General features: G+C 40.4%; 20 protein-coding genes and 2 tRNA genes. 10 read left to right on the top strand and 12 right to left on the bottom strand.

Annotation, left to right across the window (positions count from 1 at the left end):
* Window positions 1-215 precede the first annotated feature (215 nt).
* Entirely contained in the window at window positions 216-2438 is a 2223-nt protein-coding gene (locus FHG08_RS10275; protein WP_178956849.1) for an NADP-dependent isocitrate dehydrogenase, read from the top strand.
* Window positions 2439-2533: 95 nt separating this feature from the next.
* On the opposite strand, the gene FHG08_RS10270 is transcribed toward FHG08_RS10275, so the two are convergent.
* From FHG08_RS10270 to FHG08_RS10260, 3 genes are all read right to left on the bottom strand, one after another.
* Complete coding sequence (locus FHG08_RS10270; protein WP_178955842.1) at window positions 2534-3775, bottom strand: amidohydrolase family protein; 1242 nt, start codon at window positions 3773-3775, stop codon at window positions 2534-2536.
* 12 nt (window positions 3776-3787) lie between these two features.
* On the bottom strand, window positions 3788-5170 hold the full coding sequence (locus tag FHG08_RS10265) for an amidohydrolase (protein WP_178955832.1): 1383 nt from the start codon (window positions 5168-5170) through the stop codon (window positions 3788-3790).
* Between the two features lie 100 nt (window positions 5171-5270).
* On the bottom strand, window positions 5271-6056 hold the full coding sequence (locus tag FHG08_RS10260) for a hypothetical protein (RefSeq protein ID WP_178955830.1): 786 nt from the start codon (window positions 6054-6056) through the stop codon (window positions 5271-5273).
* A 443-nt stretch (window positions 6057-6499) separates the two neighbouring features.
* Here FHG08_RS10260 and FHG08_RS10255 point away from each other — a divergent pair, with 443 nt between their 5' ends.
* Entirely contained in the window at window positions 6500-6862 is a 363-nt protein-coding gene (locus FHG08_RS10255; protein WP_178955828.1) for a DUF3718 domain-containing protein, read from the top strand.
* 83 nt (window positions 6863-6945) lie between these two features.
* Here the strand turns inward: FHG08_RS10255 and FHG08_RS10250 are convergent, their stop codons facing one another.
* Window positions 6946-7638 (bottom strand): DUF445 domain-containing protein, encoded by a 693-nt coding sequence (locus tag FHG08_RS10250; RefSeq protein WP_178955826.1) that lies wholly within the window; start codon window positions 7636-7638, stop codon window positions 6946-6948.
* 121 nt (window positions 7639-7759) lie between these two features.
* Here FHG08_RS10250 and FHG08_RS10245 point away from each other — a divergent pair, with 121 nt between their 5' ends.
* Together FHG08_RS10245 and FHG08_RS10240 are read left to right on the top strand one after the other, a co-directional pair.
* A complete protein-coding gene (locus tag FHG08_RS10245) occupies window positions 7760-8629 on the top strand; it encodes a fructosamine kinase family protein (RefSeq protein ID WP_138604918.1) in 870 nt (289 codons plus the stop codon).
* A gap of 108 nt (window positions 8630-8737) precedes the next feature.
* Window positions 8738-8941: a CPXCG motif-containing cysteine-rich protein gene (locus FHG08_RS10240; RefSeq protein ID WP_008464077.1), complete on the top strand. Its 204-nt coding sequence runs from the start codon at window positions 8738-8740 to the stop codon at window positions 8939-8941.
* On the opposite strand, the gene FHG08_RS10235 is transcribed toward FHG08_RS10240, so the two are convergent.
* Entirely contained in the window at window positions 8938-9564 is a 627-nt protein-coding gene (locus tag FHG08_RS10235) for a riboflavin synthase (protein WP_054200746.1), read from the bottom strand. The genes FHG08_RS10240 and FHG08_RS10235 overlap by 4 nt on opposite strands.
* 190 nt (window positions 9565-9754) lie before the next feature.
* On the opposite strand from FHG08_RS10235, the gene FHG08_RS10230 reads away from it, so the two are divergent.
* The 4 genes from FHG08_RS10230 to FHG08_RS10215 all read left to right on the top strand — a co-directional run bounded on the left by FHG08_RS10230 (window position 9755) and on the right by FHG08_RS10215 (window position 12886).
* Window positions 9755-11110 carry an MATE family efflux transporter gene (locus FHG08_RS10230; protein WP_178955824.1) on the top strand — a complete coding sequence of 452 codons (1356 nt, stop codon included), beginning with the start codon at window positions 9755-9757 and terminating at the stop codon, window positions 11108-11110.
* Window positions 11088-12137, top strand: a complete 1050-nt coding sequence (locus FHG08_RS10225; RefSeq protein WP_178955822.1) for a DUF3080 family protein — start codon at window positions 11088-11090, stop codon at window positions 12135-12137. Before FHG08_RS10230 ends, FHG08_RS10225 begins: the two co-directional genes overlap by 23 nt.
* A 236-nt stretch (window positions 12138-12373) precedes the next feature.
* A tRNA-Val gene (locus tag FHG08_RS10220) sits at window positions 12374-12450 on the top strand.
* Between the two features lie 359 nt (window positions 12451-12809).
* Window positions 12810-12886: transfer RNA gene (locus FHG08_RS10215), tRNA-Val, on the top strand.
* A gap of 417 nt (window positions 12887-13303) precedes the next feature.
* On the opposite strand, the gene FHG08_RS10210 is transcribed toward FHG08_RS10215, so the two are convergent.
* Window positions 13304-13801: a transposase gene (locus FHG08_RS10210; protein WP_178955820.1), complete on the bottom strand. Its 498-nt coding sequence runs from the start codon at window positions 13799-13801 to the stop codon at window positions 13304-13306.
* Window positions 13802-14112: 311 nt separating this feature from the next.
* Here FHG08_RS10210 and FHG08_RS10205 point away from each other — a divergent pair, with 311 nt between their 5' ends.
* Entirely contained in the window at window positions 14113-14928 is an 816-nt protein-coding gene (locus FHG08_RS10205) for an amino acid ABC transporter substrate-binding protein (RefSeq protein WP_178955818.1), read from the top strand.
* Here FHG08_RS10205 and FHG08_RS10200 read toward each other — a convergent pair.
* On the bottom strand, window positions 14925-15848 hold the full coding sequence (locus FHG08_RS10200; RefSeq protein WP_178955816.1) for a hypothetical protein: 924 nt from the start codon (window positions 15846-15848) through the stop codon (window positions 14925-14927). The genes FHG08_RS10205 and FHG08_RS10200 overlap by 4 nt on opposite strands.
* 345 nt (window positions 15849-16193) lie before the next feature.
* On the opposite strand from FHG08_RS10200, the gene FHG08_RS10195 reads away from it, so the two are divergent.
* Window positions 16194-17093, top strand: coding sequence for an ABC transporter substrate-binding protein (locus FHG08_RS10195; protein ID WP_178955815.1), 900 nt, complete (start codon window positions 16194-16196; stop codon window positions 17091-17093).
* Between the two features lie 73 nt (window positions 17094-17166).
* Here FHG08_RS10195 and prpF read toward each other — a convergent pair whose 3' ends face one another.
* The 5 genes from prpF to FHG08_RS10170 all read right to left on the bottom strand — a co-directional run bounded on the left by prpF (window position 17167) and on the right by FHG08_RS10170 (window position 23950).
* Window positions 17167-18339 (bottom strand): 2-methylaconitate cis-trans isomerase PrpF, encoded by a 1173-nt coding sequence (prpF, locus tag FHG08_RS10190; protein ID WP_178955814.1) that lies wholly within the window; start codon window positions 18337-18339, stop codon window positions 17167-17169.
* A 12-nt stretch (window positions 18340-18351) separates the two neighbouring features.
* Window positions 18352-20961: a Fe/S-dependent 2-methylisocitrate dehydratase AcnD gene (acnD, locus tag FHG08_RS10185; RefSeq protein ID WP_178955813.1), complete on the bottom strand. Its 2610-nt coding sequence runs from the start codon at window positions 20959-20961 to the stop codon at window positions 18352-18354.
* Between the two features lie 128 nt (window positions 20962-21089).
* Window positions 21090-22214: a 2-methylcitrate synthase gene (gene prpC, locus FHG08_RS10180; RefSeq protein WP_138609386.1), complete on the bottom strand. Its 1125-nt coding sequence runs from the start codon at window positions 22212-22214 to the stop codon at window positions 21090-21092.
* Window positions 22215-22238: 24 nt separating this feature from the next.
* Window positions 22239-23117 carry a methylisocitrate lyase gene (prpB, locus tag FHG08_RS10175; protein ID WP_178955812.1) on the bottom strand — a complete coding sequence of 293 codons (879 nt, stop codon included), beginning with the start codon at window positions 23115-23117 and terminating at the stop codon, window positions 22239-22241.
* A gap of 119 nt (window positions 23118-23236) precedes the next feature.
* Entirely contained in the window at window positions 23237-23950 is a 714-nt protein-coding gene (locus tag FHG08_RS10170; protein WP_178955811.1) for a GntR family transcriptional regulator, read from the bottom strand.
* Window positions 23951-24010 lie beyond the last annotated feature (60 nt).

The following is a 24010-nucleotide window of genomic DNA, read 5'->3' as shown; positions in this document are numbered from 1 at the left end:
TTTAGCCTAATGGCTAGTTTGTATTTACATAAATTTTAGTTATAAAAGACACTAGTCCGTCAGGTGTGATTATTCTCACCTTGTTTAGGTTATACGAGTACCAACACCTAACAGACTACTCATTGCATGTACTAATGCTTAATTTAAAAGTATTAGGCGATGATTTCTTTGCATTGTTGAATTTGGCCAATGCGGCCTACTATCTAGGAATGATGATGACATCAAAAATTATCTATACAAAAACGGACGAAGCTCCGGCACTAGCAACTTATTCGTTGTTACCTATTATCCAAGCATACACAAATGCGGCAGGTGTTGAAGTTGAAACACGCGACATCTCATTAGCTGGTCGTGTAATTGCGAGCTTCCCGGATTACCTAACAGAAGAACAACGCATTGGTGATGCACTTGCAGAACTTGGCGAAATGGCAAAAACACCAGAAGCTAACATCATTAAATTACCGAACATTAGTGCATCAGTTCCACAACTTCGCGCTGTAATTAAAGAGCTTCAAGAAAAAGGTTATGCACTTCCAGAATACCCGGTTGAACCTAAAAACGATGAAGAGAAAGCGATTCAAGCAGCCTACGATAAAATTAAAGGCAGCGCAGTAAACCCTGTACTTCGTGAAGGTAACTCTGACCGTCGTGCACCAGGTTCAGTGAAAGAGTATGCACGTAATAACCCACATTCAATGGGCGCGTGGAGCAAAGATTCACAATCATACGTTGCAAGCATGGAAGAAGGTGACTTCTTTGGTTCCGAGCAATCACTAACTGTTGATGAAGCAACGGATGTTCGTATCGAACACGTAGCGGCTAATGGCGATATCACTGTACTTAAGCAAAGCACGCCATTACTTGCTGGTGAAGTAATTGATGCATCACGTATCAGTGCAGCAAAATTACAAGCATTCCTAGAAGCTGAAATCAATGCAGCTAAAGAAAAAGGCGTGTTATTTTCGCTTCATATGAAAGCAACCATGATGAAAGTATCTGATCCAATCATCTTTGGTCACGCTGTAAAAGTATTCTACAAAGACGTTTTTGCAAAACACGGTGCACTTTTTGAAGAGCTAGGTGTTGATGTAAATAACGGTTTAGGCGATGTGTACTCTAAAATTCAAACATTAGATGACGCTAAGCGCGAAGAAATTGAAGCAGACATTCAAGCGGTTTACGCTAACCGCCCTGCTATCGCCATGGTTGATTCTCATCGTGGTATTACAAACTTACACGTACCAAGTGATGTGATCATCGATGCTTCTATGCCTGCTGCAATTCGTTCAAGCGGTCAAATGTGGAATAAAGACGATAAATTACAAGACACAAGCTTTGTAATTCCAGATCGTTGTTACTCTGGCGTTTACCAAGCAACAATTGATTTTTGTAAACAGCACGGTGCTTTTGATCCTACAACTATGGGTAGCGTACCAAACGTTGGCCTTATGGCTCAAAAAGCGGAAGAATACGGCTCACATGACAAAACATTTGAAGCAAAAGCTGACGGTACTATTCGTGTTGTTGACACAAACGGCAACACCCTACTTGAGCACAGTGTTGAGCAAGGCGATATCTGGCGTATGTGTCAGGTTAAAGATGCACCAATTCAAGATTGGGTTAAACTTGCAGTAAACCGCGCTCGCGCAACTGGTAATCCGGCTATTTTCTGGTTAGATGCAGAACGTGCACACGATGCTGAGCTAATCAAAAAAGTGAACAAATACTTGCCAGATCATGATACTGCTGGCCTAGATATTCAAATTTTATCGCCAATGGATGCAACCTTATTCTCACTAGCACGCATCAAAGAAGGTAAAGATACGATTTCTGTAACAGGTAACGTATTACGTGATTACCTAACAGATTTATTCCCAATTTTAGAATTGGGTACTAGTGCTAAAATGCTTTCAATTGTGCCACTGATGAATGGCGGTGGTTTATTTGAAACAGGTGCCGGTGGTTCTGCTCCTAAGCACGTTCAACAGTTTGAAAAAGAAAACCACTTACGTTGGGATTCTTTAGGTGAGTTCTTAGCACTTGCTGCGTCACTTGAACACCTAAGCACAACAACAGGTAACAACAAGGCACAAGTACTTGCTGATACGCTTGATAAAGCAACGGGCACATTCCTAGCTGAAAACAAGTCACCTTCACGCAAAGTTAAAGAGATTGATAACCGTGGTTCTCATTTCTTCTTATCTTTATTCTGGGCTCAAGAACTTGCTAAGCAAAATGAAGATAGCGAGCTTAAAGCGCAATTTACACAAATTGCTAGCGACCTTGAAACCAACAAAGAGCAAATTGTTAACGAGCTAAACGATGCACAGGGTCCTGCAATGAACATTGGCGGTTACTTCCAGCCAAATGACGATGCAGCCTTCAAAGCAATGCGTCCAAGCACGACATTTAACGAGATTTTATCTAAACTAGTATAAATCGATTAAATGAATGAAAAGGCGCTCACAGAGCGCCTTTTTTGTGCCTAAGAAAAAGGCCGCTAATGCGGCCTTTTCAATTCAACTTTAAACGTTTATTTTGTGTATGCGCGTGGCATGTTCGACTCTGTTGTATAGCGCTCACGCAGTTTATCTTGGCGAGATTCAGTACTAACCTCAACACCATTGATAAACATTTTATTCACGTGGCTGCTCAGCTCAAACGGGTCGTTACTCCACATAACAACATCAGCGGCTTTACCTACTTCTAGGCTACCCGCGTTAATACCAAATACATCAGCCACATTCGAAGTCATGGCCTTTAATGCGCCTTGTTGGCTCATACCGTAAGACACTGCGTTACCGGCATCGTAGCGAAGCTGGTAAACATTGTGACTTGCGTCACCACCCACAGTTAGTAGCACTTTAACACCGGCTTTTTCTAGTATGCCGGCATTATTCAAGCTCGCATGCAACGAATCAAAGCTACCTGGTAAGTTATCCATTGCACTAATGATCACAGGAATGCCTGCTTTAGCGATGCGATCTTTAACTACAACGGCATCTTGAGCGCCATTAAGGACAATGTTTACGCCAAACTGCTGTTTCACTTTTATTAGTTCAACAATATCTGATGCACGCGACACACTAATTAGTAATGGTATATCGCCTTTTAGTACTTTAGCCATTACCGTGTCTTCAGCACTTGGCTTAGCGTCGTCTTTTTTAGCGTCTTTACTTGCTTTGGTTTGATGCTCATCTAATTTTTTAATAAGCGTTTGCAAGGTAAATGCACGAGAACCTTTACTACGCTCACCTAAATGAACCACTAGTGCAGCTTGCTTTTTATCTACGCTTTCAAAGCTACCACTTAAATCAACAACACTTGCTAGGCCTGCAAATATGCTGTCACCACCGTATGGGGTGATCAAATCGCGAGTGATACCGCCTTTACGTGCATAAGGAATTAAGCTTGAACGAGGATTGAATGCTAAGCTTGCATCAAAATCGATACCTGCTTTGTCTTCTCCTGCATCGCGAGAACCGGCAACTGCACCTACTTCAACTAAGCCAAGCTGATTTACACTGGCGATAAAACCAGCCGTCACTATTTGACCTTTAGCATCAATAACTTTGTCAGCTTTAACATCGCTAGGGTTAATGGCAGTGATTTTGCCTTCATTCATTACAATGCTAGCTCCTTCTAATACACCTTGTTCTGAAGATGTATGCAAAGTTGCATTAATGATTGCTAATGACTTGGCGCTCACGGCACCCGATGCTAGTAGCCCTGCAGCAACCAGAGAAAGCGAAAACGAACGTGATAATTTTTTCATTCTGGGTGCTCCTTATTGTTGACCTAACATAAAATCACTTTGTGCTTGGAATGCGCTATCGTTTCTATCGTAAACTTTTGCACCATCAACAAACACTTGCTCTGCTTTTGCATAAACACTAAACGGGCTTTGATTCCAAATAACAACATCAGCTTGTTTACCTGTTTCAAGTGAACCTGTTTTATCTTCAATGCCTAATGATTTAGCGGCGTTAGACGTGATCCATTTAATCGCGTGTTGCTCAGAAATATCAAACCCATTTTGGTTTGCACTGTACATTACTTTTGCGGCTTCTTGGTTTAAGCGTTGAATCGTCGTATCAGAATCTGAGTGCACAACAGCACATGAGTTTTTAACTGCATCAACAATAGCTACGTTCTCTTGCACCATATCGTAGGCTTCCATTTTAAAGCCCCACCAGTCTGGCCAAAGTGCTGCACACGAGCCATTTTCAGCTAATAAATCAGCAATTTTATAGGCTTCAATTCCGTGGTGGAATGTGCCGGCATGGTAATTAAACTCTTTAGAAAGGTCGATCATCATCGCCATTTCTTCTGCTTTGTAGCAGTGATTGTGAATACGAACTTCACCTTCTAAAACACCACGTAATGTATCGTATTTAATATCACGATGTGGAGCTTCTGGGTTTTTACCCGCAGCGTAATCAGCATCGTATTTATCCCACTCACGCTTATATTCTTGAGCGCCAATCCATGCTGTGCGATATCCTGCCATATTACCCATACGTGTCATCGGTAATACGCCTTTACGACCGTAAACACGTTTAGGATTTTCACCACATGCCATTTTTAAACCGTATGGCGCATCAGGAAATTTCATTCCTTGCATGGTGTGAGCCGGTACATTTTTAAGGGTAACGCCACGTCCACCGAATAAATTAGCCGAACCCGGTAAAATTTGTAATGACGTAATACCGCCTTCACGTGCGCGATTAAAACCTGGATCTTGTGGCCAAATTGAATGCTCAACCCATACTTCTGCAGTATTTGGACTGGTCATTTCGTTACCATCTTGATGAGACTCAACCGATGGATTTGGATAAGCACCTAAATGTGAATGAACGTCAATAATGCCTGGTGTTACCCATTTACCTTGTGCGTCGATGGTGGTATCTGCATCAGCGGTTAAATCTTTACCAATTTGCTGCACTTTACCGTCGACAATTAATACATCAGCTTCATCTAAACGCTCACCCGTCCCTGTTAATACAGTCGCATTGGTGATTAACGTGCTTGATGTCGCTACCGGTTGGTAAGTACTTGGGTATGGGTTTTTATTAATGGTTACTTTGTCATCTTGTGGGCCGCTTTCTTGGCAACCAACAAGTGCTGCTGCTAAACCAACAGCTAACAATGAGGGAGCAAATTTTTGCATGTTTTTAGGTTCTCCTGTTTTTTTACTACTTTAGCGAAAGCAAACGCATAAAGCTAAAAAAACAGGTGAAAAGGCGGTTATTTAAGGTGAATTTCTGTAATTATTTTTTTATATAATTGTTATAAAGCTTATCCAGAGCTCCTTCGGTGGTGAGCGATGGATCTTTACTTATAAAGTGTTTAACCGTTCGTGTTACAAAATCCGAATTTTGCTTATGTAATTTTGAAAAATCTTTAATCAATGTATTACCATCTTTTGCGGCTGTAACTTTATCATGACGATGTCTGTATTGACTCAATGCCTTATTAAAATCACCTTGATAGTCTTCCACTAAAATTTTATAAAAGTCACTTTTTTGTACTTTTAATACAGTAATGCAATAGTTAAGCGCTTCTTTGAAATCGGTAAATACAGTGCCTTCAACATCAAACTCTTTAGTTTTTTCACGCACTGTGACACGTGCTTCCTCAGTGGCATAACTAAAGCCCGTAAAGGCTAGTCGCTCAGCCGCTTCTTTACCTAGCTTCATACCTGCTTGAATACTATGCGCAAATTCATCACTCATATCAGCGAGTTCGTTTTCTTCCCACATGTTGTAAACACGCAGAGGTTTTGCATACTTATTAGATAATTTCTTTTTAAGTTTGCTAAATCGCTCATCAATGGTCATTAATCGCTCATTGTGAAGTAATGCATGGCATTCGTAACAGGCTGCAATGGCAACAAAGTCAGCTTCTTCACCTAGATCAATAATACTTTGTAGCATATGCAATGGCGGGCAATGATCGCGCTCTGTTGCCTCACAGCCGCAATAAAAACATTGGTTAAAATGCTGTTGCTCACACGCATAAGCTTGCTGGTAGTAACTTGCTAACGTTTTATTCACAATTGCGCTCCAAAAATATAAAATGCCACAAATTTAGGGCGCGATAATAACAGCCTGAAAAAATATTTCAGTAGGAAAACGCTAAAGTGTGTCAAAAATAAATTACTTAACCTGAACTCTGGTTAAGAGATTTACTAAAATATTGAATTATATTAATAATTTGGTTTGTTTTCTCCAGCCAGAAATTTACAGTGAAAACAAGGCGAATTTTCGCGTCAATAGCGAGCCTATTGCAAGTAAATTCAACGCAGTTAGCGCTGAAAATAGCTGCTTGAGATAGATTTATTATCCATAATTCAGGTTACTTATGAACAACTTTTCATACACCTACAAAATTGCACAATTTATATACACATCTTCTTACAGCTTACCCCATTCAGTTAACAACATTTCGGCTACATTAAGCAATACTTAAGTTGCATATAAACAAAGAGGCAAATACTATGATTTCTTTCAAAGCAACTCTATATTCAACTGTATTATTGGGCGCAGCAACATTAACAGCTCCTGTAATGGCGGCCACTTTTGTTGCCGCTGATTCATCACCCGGTACCCAAGCTTGCATGGCCGTTGCATCTAACAAAAGACTGACACTGCTCAGAACAATGAAAGATCTACGTATAGATAAACATGTAATTAGCAAAAAATTACTCTGTAATGATTTATCAGTGGGTGACTTTGTAACGCTGTATGATTTAAATAAATCAGCACGCTTTTTAAATATTGAAGCATCTACTAGTACGTCAATAAGAGATTTAGCAAAAGCAAACAAACCGCTTGTGGTTATTATGGCGGGGTCTAAATAATATTACAGGTTTTAAATGCGTTTAATTTACTCGAGTCAAACACGTTAAGCAGGGCTTAGTACCTGCTTAACGTATATTTATTATTAAATAAGCGCTGCCAACAAACCAAATAAGCCACCAAACACCCCACCCCATACAACGAGCCAACCTAAGTGTTCGCGGATCATGGTTTGAATTATTTCTTTCACCATTTTAGGGGTGAGTTCATCTAAGCGTTCATCCACTAACTTAAGCACCGTATTATGCAAACTTTCCGCGTTATTACCTTGGGTTAACATATCGCTTAATAGTGTTTTAAAATCGTCGGTGTCGCTTATTTGCACCAGTGATGATTGCATTTTTTCAATAAACTTTTCTCGCATTGGCTCAACGGCTTCAGTGCCGCCAAACATTGCAAGCATGCTACCAAATTGTGATTGCTCAATAACCACTAACAAATTATCGAATGCGGGATTTAAATCCACCTTATAAATAACTGACTCAAAGTCTATCGTTGGTTGAGCCTTGCTTAGAAGCTTGTCTATTTTATGCTCAGAAAAGAACTCCGTAAGTATTAAGTTTCTTATAGCCACTTTAAAACTTTCAAACTTAAGTGCAATCACACCCGAACCATATAAAAACGGCACTTTTTCAAACAGCATATGAATAGCGAGTAAGTTTGTAACTGCACCGGAGAGTGCAAATAAGCCCACAGAAAGTACAATGGTTTGTTCAAATACAAAACCAATAACAACACAACACGCTGCTAATAAGTTAGTGATAAAACTTTTATTCATTTTTATTCCATTTCAGTGATTTGTATCAGAAATTGATAGTATTAATTTTACACCGATTAATTTGTTTATTTAATCCCTTTTTGCCATAGTTTATTTATAGGTTTAAAAGGTGACTATTGTTATGTGGAAAACAATCAATCAAGAGATCAGCCAGGCTATCCATTATGATTTTAAACACACCCATAAACGTCAGTTGCAAAACACATCCACCGATAAGTTGTTTCATTTAAGCGATGGCAAGCACAATTACTTAGTTAAAGTTGGGCAAAAACATGAGCTAGAGCGCTTTGAGGCTCAAGCTCAAGGCTTAAAACAGCTTACTCAAAACAGTGTATTTATGGTGCCAGACTGTATTATAACTGGGGCCAATATAGAATACGCCTTCATTGTATTAGAATGGCTTACATTTGACGAGCTTCCCCACACTCATTGGTCAACTATGGGGGAGCATCTTGCCATGTTACATCAAAAACACCAGCAAGCGATGTTTGGTTTTGATACCGACAATTATTTAAGCTCAACGCTTCAGCCTAATCAGTGGCATAAAAAATGGGATGTATTTTTTGCAGAAGAACGTATTGGTTGGCAATTACAACTATTAGCTGAAAAAGACATTGTACTTTCAGACCCCGAACAACTAATAAATTTAGTAAAAGAGACACTGCATAATCATCATGTTTTACCCTCATTATTACATGGCGATTTTTGGCGTGGTAACCTGGGCTTTGTAAATAACATTCCGACCTTGTTTGACCCCGCCTGCTATTACGGTGATCGGGAAGTCGATATTGCTATGAGCGAGCTCTATGCTCCCCTTCCAGAGGATTTTTATGATACCTACAAGCACCACTACCCTTTAGCACAGGGTTATGAGCAACGTAAGCTTGTTTATCAGCTTTACCCTGTTTTAAACAACGCTAACATTTTTGCGGGTCATTATCTAAATCAGGCTAAAGAGCACGTTGATAAACTAATAAACTTACTAGACTAAACTCGTAAACTAAAATAAATGCAGTAAACAAGATATAAGCACTATATTTAGTGTAAGCCCGTTGTGTGCTACCCACGTAAAAAAACTTAGTTTTTATGAGGTGTTATTATGAAAGACTTTTTATCACAACGCATCGCCTGTCCACATTGTGGACACCATATTCATTTAGATCTCGATGCCAGTATGGGCGATCAAGACTACTATGAAGAATGTAGTGCCTGTTGTAACCTTATACACTTGAACATGCATATAGACTATGCACGTAACAAGTTAGAGTTACATGTGGACAGCGATGACGAACAAATATTTTAGCTATGTTGGCGCATGTAGTTTTCAACGGTGTTTATAATTGTGTAGGTTTGCTGGTCGACTTCAATATTAAACTCATCACCCACAACGGCTTCACCTAAATTAGTTATATCGAGTGTTTCTGGTATTAGATGCAACCAAAAGCCAAACTCATCAATATTACCCACCGTTAAACTTGCACCATTAACAGATACAAATCCTTTGTATAACACATATTTTTGCCATTTTTGTGGCAGGCTGAGCTGTATTTTGTAGTTGTTTTCTAACTTCACTATTTGCGCAATTTTTGCGGTGCAATGAATATGTCCAGATACAATATGCCCACCCAACTCAGTACCAAATGACACTGAACGCTCGTAATTAACTAAACTACCCAATTCCAGTTGCCCAAGATTAGTTAGCTGCAGAGTTTCGTCAATAACATCAAAATGCACTTGAGCAACCACATCGTGATTACTTAGCTCTACTTTTACCACAGTCAAACAGCAACCATTTATAGCGATGCTGGCACCTAAGTCTAAATGCTTCACGTATTGCTCATTGACAGAAACTACCAGACGCAATACGCCCTGTGCATGGGTTTTAGAAACTACCGTTGCTTGAGTTTGAATAATACCGGTAAACATAAAAATCGCTTCTATTTCTTACAAAGTACTAGTTTAACGTATCAAAAGACAAAATCATTCACTTAATAGCACTTATTCATGGTTATTTTCACCACCAAGATGAATTAAATACAAACACCGACCACCAGCATAGCTTGGCTGATCACAATAGATTACAATGCGACTATGTTTTTCTGAATAGCTGTTTTTTATGACTTTTTGTAGTTGGGAAGCCAAACGTTTACTTTCTCTTGCCGTTCCCGTTTTTTTAGCACAAGTAACTTTAGTACTAATGTCTGTGGTTGACACCATTATGGCCGGACAAGTGAGCCCTACCGATTTAGCTGCACTATCAATTGCAACGGGGATATGGAACCCAATTTTATTAGCAATACAAGGGGTTTTATTAGCATTAACGGGCGTTATTGCCCAATTCGCTGGTGCTAAAGATCGTAACGGCATCAGCCATTATTTTCAGCAAGCCCTTTATTTAACACTCCTTTTAAGTATTGCTGGTTTTAGTGCGGCGCAGCTTGCCAATACTGTTATTTTACAGCTAAACACCACCCCAGCAATTGCTGGACTTGCCTTTGACTACATTCATTTTGTTAAGTGGGGTGTGTTTGGCTTTTTAATTTTTACCGTTTATAGAAATATGACCGAAGGCATGGGGATGACCAAGCCTGCATTTTATATTAGCCTACTAGGGCTTGCGGTAAACATTCCACTCAATTATATTTTTATCAATGGCTTATTTGGCCTACCAGCTTTTGGCGGAGCCGGTTGTGGTATCGCTACCGCACTCGTATTTACTGTTATGGCCATTGCGCAGGTGACTTATTGCCAGCTCAGCAAAAAAGTAGACGCCAAAGGCTTATTAGCGGGCTTTGAAAAACCTAACTTTAAAACCATAGGTATTATTACCAAACTCGGTATTCCTATATCACTAGCCACTTTTTTTGAAGTAACATTGTTTGCCTGTATACCTTTATTTATTGCGCACTTAGGTGCGGTGGCTGTGTCTGGCCATCAAATTGCAGCCAGTGTCACGGCACTATTATTTATGATGCCTCTTAGCCTCTCAATTGCAATTAGCATACGAATTGGTAATTTATTTGGGCAAAATCATTTAGACCAATTAAAAGTAGCCGTGTCTACAAGTTATATTTTAGCGGCAATTATCGCCCTATTTATCGCTTTTATTACTTTTATAGGTCGCGATGTGATTAGCCAGCTTTATAGCGATAGCCCTGCGGTACTCGCACTTGCTTCATCAATTATGATTTTAGCCTGTATTTATCAACTTCCTGATGCATTACAAGTAGCTGCAAATGGTATATTGAGAGGGTTAAAGCATACCGCGCCTATTTCTTATATTACTTTTATCTCTTATTGGTTAATCGGCTTTAGTTTAGGCTACGTATTAGCAAGAACAGACTTAATAGTGCCAGCAATGGGCCCGCATGGTTTTTGGATAGGCATTATCGTTGGATTATCAGTTGCAGCTGTACTACTGATGCTGACAGTGCATAGGCGATTTAAACGTGAACCATTTATTCTCTCTTAAACAATCTATAAATAACACACTGCCACTTAGTTGGTTACTGGCAGTGTGTTGTGTATTTCTTTTTGGCTGCTCAGAGCAGCCCAGTGAGGCAAATAAAACTTATTTGTCTCGCTTAAGTAGTACCTTTCAAGTTCCCGAGCCAAAGAGAAATCCACTGCAACAACTCACGTTAGTCGCGCCTAAAAATACCTTTCAGCCCGCAATTAAAATTGGTATAACTGAACTTGCTGGTATTAGCCAATGTAAACTGAACGTTTTAATAAGTGAGCATAATAATCAGTTAGGTAAAACGGCCACCGCCGCTAGTCAATTGAAGTACCAAATAGATTTTATTCAAAGCGCGCAAAACTGTTTAAATAGCTTGGATAAACAAAGCAAGATTTACAACAAAATTGCTGCGGCAAAAACTCAAAAACAAGCTCAGCTCACTCAGTTTTTCAACAATATGTTATTTAGTGAACCCGAGCTCAACAGCAGTTGGCAATTAACCGGCCAAGAGCTCAGCACTCAACCAGCTGGGTTTAGCGACACAGTTGAGGGGCTTAAAAAGCTAACTACCATAAAACAGCTAATAGAAAACCAAAATAGTATGGCAATAAACAGTGATGATATTTTGTCAGCGCTTGAGCCGCTTAACAAATACGAGTTTAACCAACAACTTATTCATGCCGCGCGTGAACAAATTAGCTTAAATCATGCGGCCACCCAGTTTGTAAATACTTTAACGCTAGAAGATATATGCCCAAAGGGTAAAAACAAGCAGCAAGCTAAAATTGTCAGTAATATATTCAATAAATATTATTTAAAACAAATTCAGCCTTATCAAGCGCAGCTTAGTGGTTATTTAGAAACATTGCAGCCGCTGTATGTGCAGCTGTGGTTTAATCAAGCAGTAAGCAGTGAAGAGATAAATGCTCTTCTTGACCCAAACGCTAAAAACTTACTCGCTCAGCTAAAATCGTCAGCAAAAGAGCATGTTATATGGTGGCAAAAATTTTATAAAACGTGTGAAATCAGTCCAATATGAATAAAAAAACGGCAAATAAACTCAAATAGCATAAACATGCTTGATTCACTCCCCATCACGCTATATATTAGCGACCGTTGTTAAGCAATTAACAACTCTTAAATACATGCAATACGACTGTAGCTCAGTTGGGCGAGATTGGACCGAAGCGAAGCTTCGCAGCCGAACGAGGTGGAGGCAGGACGCCGACAGGATGAAGCTTCATGGACGAATTAAATAGTATGTAGACTTATAGTACGACTGTAGCTCAGTTGGTTAGAGCACTACCTTGACATGGTAGGGGTCGGTGGTTCGAATCCACTCAGTCGTACCAAAATTAGTAAAATGTATTTAAAGTACGTTGAAGGAAATAGCACTACCTACTCTTGATCACCCGGTCCAGAGGTCGGTGGTTCGAATCCACTCAGTCGTACCAAAATTAGTAAATAATGTATTTAAAGTACGTTGAAGGAAAGAGCACTACCTACTCTTGATCACCCGATCCAGAGGTCGGTGGTTCGAATCCACTCAGTCGTACCAAAATTAGTAAATAATGTATTTAAAGTACGTTGAAGGAAATAGCACTACCCACTCTTGATCACCTGGTCCAGAGGTCGGTGGTTCGAATCCACTCAGTCGTACCAAATATACTTCACCCCTAAAAGTATATTTAATTTAAGAATTTAAAATTGTACGACTGTAGCTCAGTTGGTTAGAGCACTACCTTGACATGGTAGGGGTCGGTGGTTCGAATCCACTCAGTCGTACCAATTCAAAAAACATCTCAAGAAAAAGCACTACCTACTCTTAATCACCCGCTCCAAGGTCGGTGGTTCGAATCCACTCAGTCGTACCAATCTCCATATCTACACTATCAAAAAAGAAAAAGCACTACCTACTCTTGATCACCTGGTCCAGAGGTCAGTGGTTCGAATCCACTCAGTCGTACCAATTCAAAAAAAGAACGTAGGTCGGTTAAGTGGCGAAGCCACGCCACCCGACATTGGTGACCCCCGACCCCAAACATCACCCAACATAAAGCAAAACCTGCACCGATATTGATTAATATCCAACATCGTCGGATGACGCCTTCGAATTATCCAACATTGTCGGATGACGCCTCTGGCTTATCCAACCTACGTTAATTATTGGGGACGTATGGGAAACACCCACATATAAGGTATTAATTATTCCCCACACCAATTGCGGCTGTACATTCCTGATGCGACCGCTTTATGAAAGCTTGAATGAGGCCAATCAATAACCCGTTCAACCAAACCATGTTTAAGCGGGTTAAAATGCACATAATTTACGTGGTGCCAATAATCACGTTCATCAACAATAGTATGCTCCCAAAAGCGGCGTTGCCAAATCCCTCGTTCATTTTTATTAACGCGTGCGAGTGATAAATGTTCGTTTTTAGGCAAGCCTTTAGAAAAACGTTTTTTAATTTCGCGCCAACGTCCAGAGTAATAACTATCACCTTTGGGTAAGGTTAACACTGCATGCATATGATCAGGCAACACTACCCACGCATCAATATAAAATGGTTTATGCATTTTTACCCAGCGCACAGCCTCACGCAATAAATCAATATGCTCAACCAGTAATGATTTTTTACGATCCTGCAAATTAACCGTAAAAAAATACGTTCCTCCTGGTTGATAATTTCGACGATATCTCACAAAAAATCTCCTTATAATAAACGACTAAACATCGTCGGATGACGCCTCCGGCTTATCCAACCTACGTTAATTGTTGGGAACGTAGGTCGGTTAAGTGGCAAAGCCACGCCACCCGACATTGGGTAATCCCCCAATATCAAAAACACTCCAAAAAAGCGCACTCGATCTACACTTGCTTAATAAATATCAAGTAACATCCATTTAATCACCCTGCAAAGTTAGAATTTATTGCTTGATAATTCATACTATGTTAACAAATAGACTATCTTATAAATTAATATATCAAAAGCACGCTAAGGAAGGATTTAACTATGAAGTTTGTTACGCTCATTTTACTAGCCTTACTTGGTTTTTCAGTTGAAGAAGCTCATGCAAAAACTGTGGTAAAAGTAGGTGGCTATGAGTTCCCTCCTTATATAGAAATTGTTGATGGGCGTGCTTCTGGTCTTACCGTTGAATTAATAAGCGAGCTAAATAAAATACAGCCTTCTTATCATTTTGAATTAGTACTAACCACACCCATTCGTCGCTTTAAAGATTACCAAAATGGCCTATTCGATTCGATTTTTTTTGAGAACCCAGATTGGGGATGGCTACAGGGAAACAATGTAATTAGTAACTCCCCTGTTGTAGCCATAGATACAGAAGTATTTATTGCTTTAAAGCAATTTGCCAAGTCTCAAGCCTGGTTTGATAACTTAGCAGATAAAACCTTGGTGGGTATTTTAGGCTACCATTATCCGTTAGCTAATTACGAAAGTAGCCCCTCAGTTCTTGAAAACGAATATAAAATGACTTTATTAAGCAGCCATAAAAGAAGTATTGAATTAGTATTAAAAAAACGCAGCGATAGCGCTATTGTTACTCGTTCTTACCTAAATCAATACTTTAGCAAGTATCCAAAAAGCAAGCGTTTGCTACTTGTGTCTGAGAGAGTGGCACAAACCTATAATCATCAGTTATTACTTCGCCCAAACCACACGCTAGATATAAGCACCTTGTATAAATGGGTAAAGCAAGCACTCACGCAAGGCAATATTGCAGCTAGGCTAAAGCAACTTGGGCTTCAACATTCACCTCTAATTACACCTTTACTGCAGACTAGCCAAACAAATACTGCTAATTAATGGCAGTAACTAGAAAACTTACTATTCTCATCATTTGTCGCAAACTCAACTAAAGTCATCAGTAAATCACTGTGCTTATGAGTAAACCCAGTATTAGCAAGACGTTTTTCTAAATAGGCGGTAAAGTTCTTTCTCTGCTGATGTTGGCTTTGTAGCTTAATTAATAGTTCTGACTGTTTTTGGTTAATTAATCGTGTCTCGTATATCGGGTCTTCATCCGGCCAATTCTCAACTGGAGAACCCTTTTGTTGAAATACAAAATCACTCAACGAGCGTTCTATTTCATTATAATCATGCCCACCTAGCAGTTTTTCTATCTCTTTTAGTAAACTTGAGTACAAAACCCGAGGAAACAGCTTGTAAAAGTCATGATTTTTGAAAGACTCACCAGAGGGCGTTTGTTGCCAATTTTCAAAGCTTGCTCGTAAAGCATGCACCAATATACGACCAACATAATGGCTTTTTTGAAACGAGACGCCTTGTGATTCTAATCTCGATAAAACATGGTTTAATCGTTGCTTTAAACTGCGTACTTCTAATTGAAGTTCGCTTTTTTGAGCCTCTAGTAATTGTATTTCGTCAGCACTTGTTGTTATTTTTTGTTCTAATTTATTTATTTTGACTTGCGCACCATGAAACAAATTACGTGTATCTTTGAGCTCTGCCAATACACTGGCATTTTGTAATTTTATAGGCGAACTATCATCACCTGTATAGGTTATGGTTTGTTTACTGTTTATTAATGCTTCGTTTAACGCCTGCTCTAATTTACTGTCTATTACTTGGCCAGACTTACTACCTTTTAGCAAGTTGGTTAAAGTTAAAGAAATATGTTTTTGATACCAATTTTGGATGTGCTCACACTGCACATCAGATAAATTAGCAAACGGATTATCTTCACTTATTGGCTTATTAGCCATAAAAGTTCCCTCTAGTAAAAACACCTATAATTATCATACCAATTGCATTAAATTAGTGTTCTATTATGGCGCCTGAAAATAACGTAATAACAAGACGAAAGCTATAACATATAGTTATTCTATATAAATAACTTTACGCAGTAAGTGTGCCATTTAATACGATAGAATGATCATTTTTAAAAATCGGTATTGTGTCATATTTAAGTTAAGTTACTTATTTTTGTATATTAATAGCTATCGCTTTTTAAGGCTATACTTATATTGTTTGAATACTGAGAACATTTAAGTTGTTTATTCCAGATAACCCACTAAACTTAAGTGCACATATAAAAATGCATTATCCTTATGAGAATATTTTTAGTCGTTGCCTTACTTTTATCCTTCTTTACTTACGCAGATCCTGCGCCTGTAACCTACAATGTTGACGATAAAAATATTACTCTTCCAGGTAAAAAATATAAAAGTGGTTATGGCTATAATCTAAATGCTGATACCGTACTTCGTTTAGTTACACTCAACTGGCCTCCTTATATAGACGATAACCTATGCAATAAAGGCTGGCTTTACCAGCTTACAGTTAGCATGCTGGTTAAGCGTGGTTATGGCGTTCATATTGAGTTTTACCCTTGGGCGCGTGCAGTTCGTGAAGCAGAGCTAGGCAAAGCCGATATATTATTCCCTGAGTACTATATTGCCGACGACGTCATATCTGAAAATATTTTAACCAAAACACGCAATCAGTTATTAGCGCTATCAGAACCTATTCCAGGTGGCGATTTATCGTTTGTTGCACTTAAAGATCACACCATTGACTACGATGGCAGTATTAACTCTGTAAAAAATCGGGTTATGGGCGTAGTTCGCTCATATAAAAATAGTGACGAACTCGATGAACTGATTAGCCAAGGCAAAGTAAAAACCATTGTTGCAAACAGTGAGTATCAACTCATTCACTTGCTTTTAAACGGTCGCGTCGAGCTTATTGTTGCCGATTTAGAAGTACTTAAAGCCAGCGTTTACAAGTCACCTTTATCAAATAGAGATAAAAAAGTGATGCTAAATGCACTCGTTGCATTATCACCAAGTATTGAGTACAAAAATCTGCATTTTTCAGTAAGTAAAGATACATCTAATTGGCAATCTATTTTAGCTGACATCAACGATGAAATTGCCATTATGCGTAAAAACAATACTTTTGAACGTTTTATCGCTCATAAAAAACAACAATGCTATAACTTAGGGTAATTAACGATTTATTTTAAACTACATGGTAACTATAAAGCTGATGCTCTCAAAGCCATCAGCTATTAAACAATGTTTAAAAATCAAATGGCGCTCTTACCCAGCCTTCCATTAACACACGGGCACTGCGGCTCATACTTGCTTTGCTAACCTGCCATTGGCCATCTGTCAAAATCGCCTCTGCACCCACTTTTAATGTGCCCGAAGGATGTCCAAAGTTAACTTCATTAATAGCTCCACCACCAGCGGCTACATTAACTAAGGTGCCTTTTATCGCGGCTGCTGTGCCAATAGCAACGGCTGCTGTACCCATCATTGCATGATGTAACTTGCCCATCGACATCGCGCGAACCAATATACTTATGTCGCTGGCATTTATGTGCTTACCACTTGAGGCTGTATAGTCTTTTGCTGGAGCAACAAATGCCACTTTAGGTGTGTGTTGACGTGCTTGTGCTTCATTAATATTATTAATTAAGCCCATTTTCACTGCACCATGGGCACGAATGCTTTCTAACATAGTTAACGCCGCATTATCGCTATTAATATCACCTTGCAACTCTGTACCGGTGTAACCAATATCCGCTGCATTTATAAAAATAGTCGGAATACCAGCATTGATCATGGTTGCTTTTAACGTGCCTACGCCTGGAACTTCTAAATCATCAACCACATTACCTGTCGGGAATAACGCACCATCACCATCAGCAGGGTCAATAAATTCCAGCTTTACTTCAGCAGCAGGAAAGGTAACACCATCTAACTCAAAGTCACCGGTTTCTTGTACTTCACCATTGGTCATGGGTACATGCACTAAAATGCTTTTTTTAATGTTTGCCTGCCATACACGCACAATAGCAATGCCATTATCAGGCACTCTACCTTTATCGACTAAACCATTGCTGATGGCAAACGCGCCTACAGCAGAGGTTAAATTACCGCAGTTACCGCTCCAATCTACAAACGCTTTATCAATCGCGACTTGACCAAATAAGTAATCAACATCGTGATCGGGTTGCTCACTTTTACTTAAAATAACGGTTTTACTGGTGCTTGAGGTTGCGCCACCCATACCATCAGTTTGTTTACCATAAGGATCGGGGCTACCAATAACGCGCAATAATAAGCTATCGCGCGCCTCACCTGCCACTTGGGCAGGTGCAGGTAAGTCAGTTAAATTAAAAAACACGCCTTTACTGGTGCCGCCGCGCATGTAAGTCGCTGGCACTTTAATTTGTGGTTTAAACATAAAAATGCGTCCTTATGATGCTTGCGTGGCTTCTAAAAAGTCTTGCGCAAAGCGTTGTAACACACCACCCGCAGCATATATAGAGAGCTCTTCTTGCGTATCTAATCGGCATTTCATTGGCACAGTGACTACTTCACCATTTTTACGGGTAATCACTAATTCTAAAGTTGCCCCTGGTGCTGGTTCGCCCTTAACATCATAGCTTTCGCTACCATCTAGGCTAAGTGTTTTGCGGGTTGTACCTGCAGCAAACTCCAGTGGTAGCACACCCATACCAATAAGGTTAGTACGGTGAATACGCTCAAACCCTTCAGCTGCAATAACCTGAACACCAGCAAGCCTAACACCTTTTGCCGCCCAATCGCGCGACGAACCTTGGCCATAGTCAGCACCGGCAACAATTATAAGCGGTTGCTTACGTTGCATGTAGGTTTCGATGGCTTCCCACATACGCGTGTTTTCACCTTCTGGCTCTATGCGCGCGTACGATCCTTGCTTCACTTCACCGTTTTCATCCAATACCATTTCATTCAATAGTTTAGGGTTTGCAAACGTGGCTCGTTGTGCGGTTAAGTGATCGCCTCGGTGCGTTGCGTACGAGTTAAAATCTTCTTCTGGCACGTTCATTTTAGTTAAGTATTCACCTGCAGCGCTGCTTGCCATAATCGCATTAGAGGGTGATAAATGATCGGTGGTAATGTTATCGCCAAGTACCGCTAATGCACGCATACCACTCATACTGCGCTCGCCTGCTAATGCACCTTCCCAATAAGGAGGGCGACGAATATACGTACTTTCAGGGCGCCAATCGTATAATGGGTCGTTATCTTCGCCGTAATCAACGGTTAAGTTAAACATTGGCTCGTATACTTTTCTAAACTGCTCAGGCTTAACACTTTGCTTGATCACTGCATCTATTTCTTCATCAGATGGCCATAAATCTTTTAAGGTTACATCGTTACCTTGCTGATCTTTACCGAGGATATCTTTTTCTATATCAAAACGGATGGTACCGGCAATTGCATAAGCAACCACAAGCGGTGGAGACGCTAAAAATGCTTGCTTAGCATACGGATGAATACGACCATCAAAGTTACGATTACCCGAAAGCACCGCTGTTGCGTATAAATCGCGATCAATTACTTCTTGTTGAATTTTAGGATCTAGTGCACCACTCATCCCGTTACAGGTGGTACAGGCAAAACCAACAATACCAAAACCAAGTTGCTCTAGCTCTGGTAATAAGTTTGCATCTTCAAGGTACGATTGCACTGCTTTAGAACCCGGTGCCAATGAGGTTTTAACCCAAGGTTTACGCATTAAACCTTTTGCATTGGCGTTACGCGCCAATAAACCTGCAGCAATTACATTACGTGGGTTACTGGTATTAGTACAACTAGTAATAGCGGCAATAATACACGCGCCATCTGGCATTAAGCCTTCTTCGTTTTCAACAACGCCCGAAATACCTTCTTTAGCTAAGTCGCTAGTAGATACACGACGGTGCGGATTTGAAGGCCCTGCAATGTTGCGCCCTACGCTCGATAAATCAAATTTAAGCACACGGTCGTAATGTGCTGTTTTTAAGCTGTCGCTCCATAGCCCTGCTGTTTTAGCGTAGTTTTCTACTAGTGCAATTTGCTCTTCGTCGCGACCTGTTAAACGTAAGTAATCAATAGTTTTATCGTCAATGTAGAACATAGCCGCGGTTGCGCCAAATTCTGGGGTCATGTTCGAAATAGTCGCTCTATCACCAAGGGTTAGTGCATCAGCACCCTCACCGTAAAACTCGAGGTAAGTCGATACCACACGTTGCTCGCGTAAAAATTCGGTAATAGCCAATACAATATCGGTTGCAGTAATGCCCGGTTGGCGTTTACCGGTAAGCTCTACGCCAACAATATCGGGTAAACGAATGTACGATGCGCGCCCAAGCATTACACTTTCGGCTTCAAGGCCGCCCACACCAACAGCAATAACACCTAATGCATCAACATGCGGTGTATGGCTGTCGGTACCTACTAGCGTGTCTGGGAATGCAATACCATCACGATTTTGAATAACCGGCGACATTTTTTCAAGGTTAATTTGATGCATGATGCCATTGCCCGGCGGGATCACATCAATATTTTTAAACGCAGTTTTTGTCCAGTTTATAAAATGAAAACGATCATCGTTACGTCTATCTTCAATCGCGCGGTTTTTCTCAAATGCTTCAGGGTCAAAGCCTGCATGCTCTACCGCTAACGAGTGATCGACAATTAATTGTGTTGGCACAACCGGATTTACTTTTGCAGGATCGCCGCCTTTTGCAGCAATAGCGTCGCGCAGACCCGCTAAATCAACTAAAGCGGTTTGCCCTAAAATATCGTGACATACAACGCGTGCCGGATACCATGGGAAATCTAGGTCTTGCTTGCGCTCAATAATTTGGCTAAGCGCATCGGTTAGCATATCGGGTTCACAACGGCGTACTAAGTTTTCGGCAAATACCCGCGAACTGTAAGGCAGTGTGGCGTAAGCACCTGGTTTAATGGCATCTACTGCGGCCTGGGTATCGTAGTAATCTACATTTGAGCCTGGTAATGGCTTACGGTATTGAGTGTTATTAATAATGGTCATAATAAATTCGCTAATTTGGTGACGGGGTTAATCAAGACAGGCTTTAGATTTGAAGGTATATTGTTTGCATAATTTGCTAAAGCCGTAAAAGGTGAGTTGGTAACTCACCTTTTGTATGGACTATATGTTTATCTTGATTCAATTGGCGTGTAGCTGCGCGCATCTGGCCCTGTGTAATCGGCACTTGGGCGAATTATACGGTTATTTGCACGTTGCTCTTTTACGTGTGCTGTCCAACCGGTTACTCGGCTCATTACAAAGATAGGCGTGAACAACTTAGTAGGAATACCCATAAAGTGGTACGCCGATGCATGGAAGAAATCGGCATTACAGAATAACTTCTTCTCACGCCACATTACTTCTTCACAGCGAACTGATACTGGGTAAAGCACATCGTCACCCACTTCTGCGGCTAATTTTTCAGACCATTTTTTAATAATTACATTACGCGGATCCGACTCACGGTAAATAGCGTGACCAAAGCCCATAATTTTATCTTTACGCTCAAGCATGCCCATTAGCGCGTCTTCAGCTTGATCAGCACTAGTAAAACTTTCAATCATATCCATTGCGGCTTCGTTTGCACCACCATGCAGTGGGCCACGTAAGGTACCAATTGCACCAGTAACACATGAGTGAATATCAGAAAGCGTTGATGCACACACACGACCGGTAAAGGTAGATGCATTAAACTCATGCTCTGCGTACAAAATTAGTGAAACATTCATCACTTGTGCAAATAACTCGCTTGGTGCTTTATCATGTAATAGCGTTAAAAAGTGTGCGCCTACTGAGTCATCATCAGTTTGTGTTTCAATACGAACACCGTCATGAGTAAAACGATACCAGTAACAAATAATACTTGGGAAAATTGCCACCATGCGGTCAATCGCATCGTTTGCTTCGCTAAAATCATTTTCCATTTCAAGGTTACCTAGCATAGAACAACCGGTACGCATTACATCCATTGGGTGTGCGTCTTTAGGAATGTTCTCAAGCACTGTTTTTAGTGCTTCAGGTAAACCGCGTAAGCTTTTAAGTTTAGCTTTGTACTCTGCCAGCTCTGTTGTGGTTGGTAACTCGCCGCGAGAAAGTAAAAACGACACTTCTTCAAACTGCGCTTTTTCAGCCAGTTCGCTAATGTCGTAACCACAGTAAGTTAAACCTGAGCCTGTTTGCCCTACTGTACATAATGCTGTTTGTCCTGCTACTTGGCCACGTAAGCCTGCGCCACCTAATGCTTTATCTACCATGATTTGTCTCCTGTTGGATTTTTATTATTTGTCAGATTTTGCTGAAAAAAGGTTATCTAGCGTGTTTTCGTACGAGTGATAATCTAAAAAGTCATAAAGCTCTGCACGCGTTTGCATGTTTTCAATTTGGCTTTGTTGCGACCCTTCATTCAAAATAGCCGAGTAAACATTGAGTGCCGCTTTATTCATAGCTCTAAATGCACTTAGTGGGTAAAGCACCATTTCTACACCCACATCGCTCAACTGCTCTTTGGTATAAATTGGGGTTTGGCCAAACTCGGTAATGTTGGCTAAAATCGGCACATTAATCGCTTTGCTAAATGCGTGGTAATCAGCAAGGTCGTGAACGGCTTCTGCAAAAATGGCATCGGCTCCCGCCTCAACACAGGCAGCTGCACGGTCTATTGCTGCATTTAAGCCTTCTTTTTGAAATGCATCAGTACGCGCCATAATGTAAAAATCGCTATCAGTTTTGGCATCTACTGCGGCTTTAATGCGGTCAACCATTTCAGCTTGGGTAACTATTTCTTTATTAGGACGGTGACCACAACGCTTTTGTGCTACTTGGTCTTCAATATGAAAGCCTGCTGCACCCGCTTTGGTCATTTCTTTAACGGTACGGGCAATATTAAATGCTCCGCCCCAGCCTGTATCGGCATCAACTAATAATGGTAAATCGCTAGCACCGGTAATACGGCGAATATCTTCAAGCACATTATCAAGGCTAGTCATGCCTAAATCTGGCATACCAAATGAGGCATTAGCCACACCTGCACCCGATAAGTAAATAGCCTGATGGCCCATTTTTTCAGCCATCATTGCGGTATACGCGTTAATAGTACCCACAACTTGTAACGGGTGGTTATTTGCAATTGCCTGTTTAAATTTTAATCCTGCTGACATTACCTTCTCCTAACTTTGAACGGGGCTGCTCTTTGGCAGCTTAGTATTTTTTAATAATGTTACATCTGTATTAGGGTCTATTGACCTTTCAAAATTTAATCCGCAAAGATCAACAGAATCTAGTTAGCCATTTCATTTTGAGTAGCTTGTACTGATTGATATCCATCAAATTTTGTTTGTATATTTGCTTGGGAAGCACTGATATGGCGCTTCATTAGCATTTCGGCCAGCTCCCCATCATGATTTTCTATGGCGTTCATAATCGCTAAATGTTCGTCAAACGCTTTCGATACGCGTGGCCCAACCATGCCCATTTGCACACGGTACATTCTTATTAACTGGTATAGGTCGTGGCATAACAAATGAATTAAGTGAGCGTTTTTACTGCCTTTGATTATGCGATAATGAAAGTCTAAGTCGCCTGCTTCTTGATAGTACGACTCACCCTCTTTAACACGCTGAGTATGCAAATGCTGATTCAGTAATTGTTTCAAACCTTGAACTTCATCTGGTTCCATATTGTCGGCAGCTAACCTACATGCAAGTCCTTCAAGGGCACTGCGCACTTGATACACCTCAATTAAACGCTCTGCGGTTAATGCCACAACACGACAACCTATATTGGCTTTGCGCTCGACTAAGTAACAACTTTCTAAACGGTTTAATGCCTCTCTGAGGGTTGCACGGCTTACACCATAACGCTTTGCAAGCTCTGGCTCTGATATTTTACTGCCTTGTGCAATGCTGCCTTCTACAATTTCGCGGCGCATATCTACAAACACTTTATCGGAAGCGGTTGTAACTGCAGTGTCGTTTAAAAAGTGCTGTGTCATAAAGTATTTTTATATTGTCGACAATTTATGGGTTAACTATGTGCTTATTAGCTAACAGTG

Source organism: Pseudoalteromonas sp. Scap03 (assembly GCF_013393115.1).
In the GTDB taxonomy this organism is placed as follows: Bacteria; Pseudomonadota; Gammaproteobacteria; order Enterobacterales; family Alteromonadaceae; genus Pseudoalteromonas.
Note: the sequence above shows the minus strand (reverse complement) of the source record. Positions and strands in the feature narration are given on the sequence as shown.

Bases quoted from the DNA above. Each gene is read 5' to 3' on its own strand.
- FHG08_RS10275 (WP_178956849.1), top strand. From the start codon at position 216: ATGACATCAAAAATTATCTATACAAAAACGGACGAAGCTCCGGCACTA.
- FHG08_RS10270 (WP_178955842.1), bottom strand. From the start codon at position 3,775: ATGAAAAAATTATCACGTTCGTTTTCGCTTTCTCTGGTTGCTGCAGGG.
- FHG08_RS10265 (WP_178955832.1), bottom strand. From the start codon at position 5,170: ATGCAAAAATTTGCTCCCTCATTGTTAGCTGTTGGTTTAGCAGCAGCA.
- FHG08_RS10255 (WP_178955828.1), top strand. From the start codon at position 6,500: ATGATTTCTTTCAAAGCAACTCTATATTCAACTGTATTATTGGGCGCA.
- FHG08_RS10250 (WP_178955826.1), bottom strand. From the start codon at position 7,638: ATGAATAAAAGTTTTATCACTAACTTATTAGCAGCGTGTTGTGTTGTT.
- FHG08_RS10245 (WP_138604918.1), top strand. From the start codon at position 7,760: ATGTGGAAAACAATCAATCAAGAGATCAGCCAGGCTATCCATTATGAT.
- FHG08_RS10240 (WP_008464077.1), top strand. From the start codon at position 8,738: ATGAAAGACTTTTTATCACAACGCATCGCCTGTCCACATTGTGGACAC.
- FHG08_RS10235 (WP_054200746.1), bottom strand. From the start codon at position 9,564: ATGTTTACCGGTATTATTCAAACTCAAGCAACGGTAGTTTCTAAAACC.
- FHG08_RS10230 (WP_178955824.1), top strand. From the start codon at position 9,755: ATGACTTTTTGTAGTTGGGAAGCCAAACGTTTACTTTCTCTTGCCGTT.
- FHG08_RS10205 (WP_178955818.1), top strand. From the start codon at position 14,113: ATGAAGTTTGTTACGCTCATTTTACTAGCCTTACTTGGTTTTTCAGTT.
- FHG08_RS10200 (WP_178955816.1), bottom strand. From the start codon at position 15,848: ATGGCTAATAAGCCAATAAGTGAAGATAATCCGTTTGCTAATTTATCT.
- FHG08_RS10195 (WP_178955815.1), top strand. From the start codon at position 16,194: ATGAGAATATTTTTAGTCGTTGCCTTACTTTTATCCTTCTTTACTTAC.
- prpF (WP_178955814.1), bottom strand. From the start codon at position 18,339: ATGTTTAAACCACAAATTAAAGTGCCAGCGACTTACATGCGCGGCGGC.
- acnD (WP_178955813.1), bottom strand. From the start codon at position 20,961: ATGACCATTATTAATAACACTCAATACCGTAAGCCATTACCAGGCTCA.
- prpC (WP_138609386.1), bottom strand. From the start codon at position 22,214: ATGGTAGATAAAGCATTAGGTGGCGCAGGCTTACGTGGCCAAGTAGCA.
- prpB (WP_178955812.1), bottom strand. From the start codon at position 23,117: ATGTCAGCAGGATTAAAATTTAAACAGGCAATTGCAAATAACCACCCG.
- FHG08_RS10170 (WP_178955811.1), bottom strand. From the start codon at position 23,950: ATGACACAGCACTTTTTAAACGACACTGCAGTTACAACCGCTTCCGAT.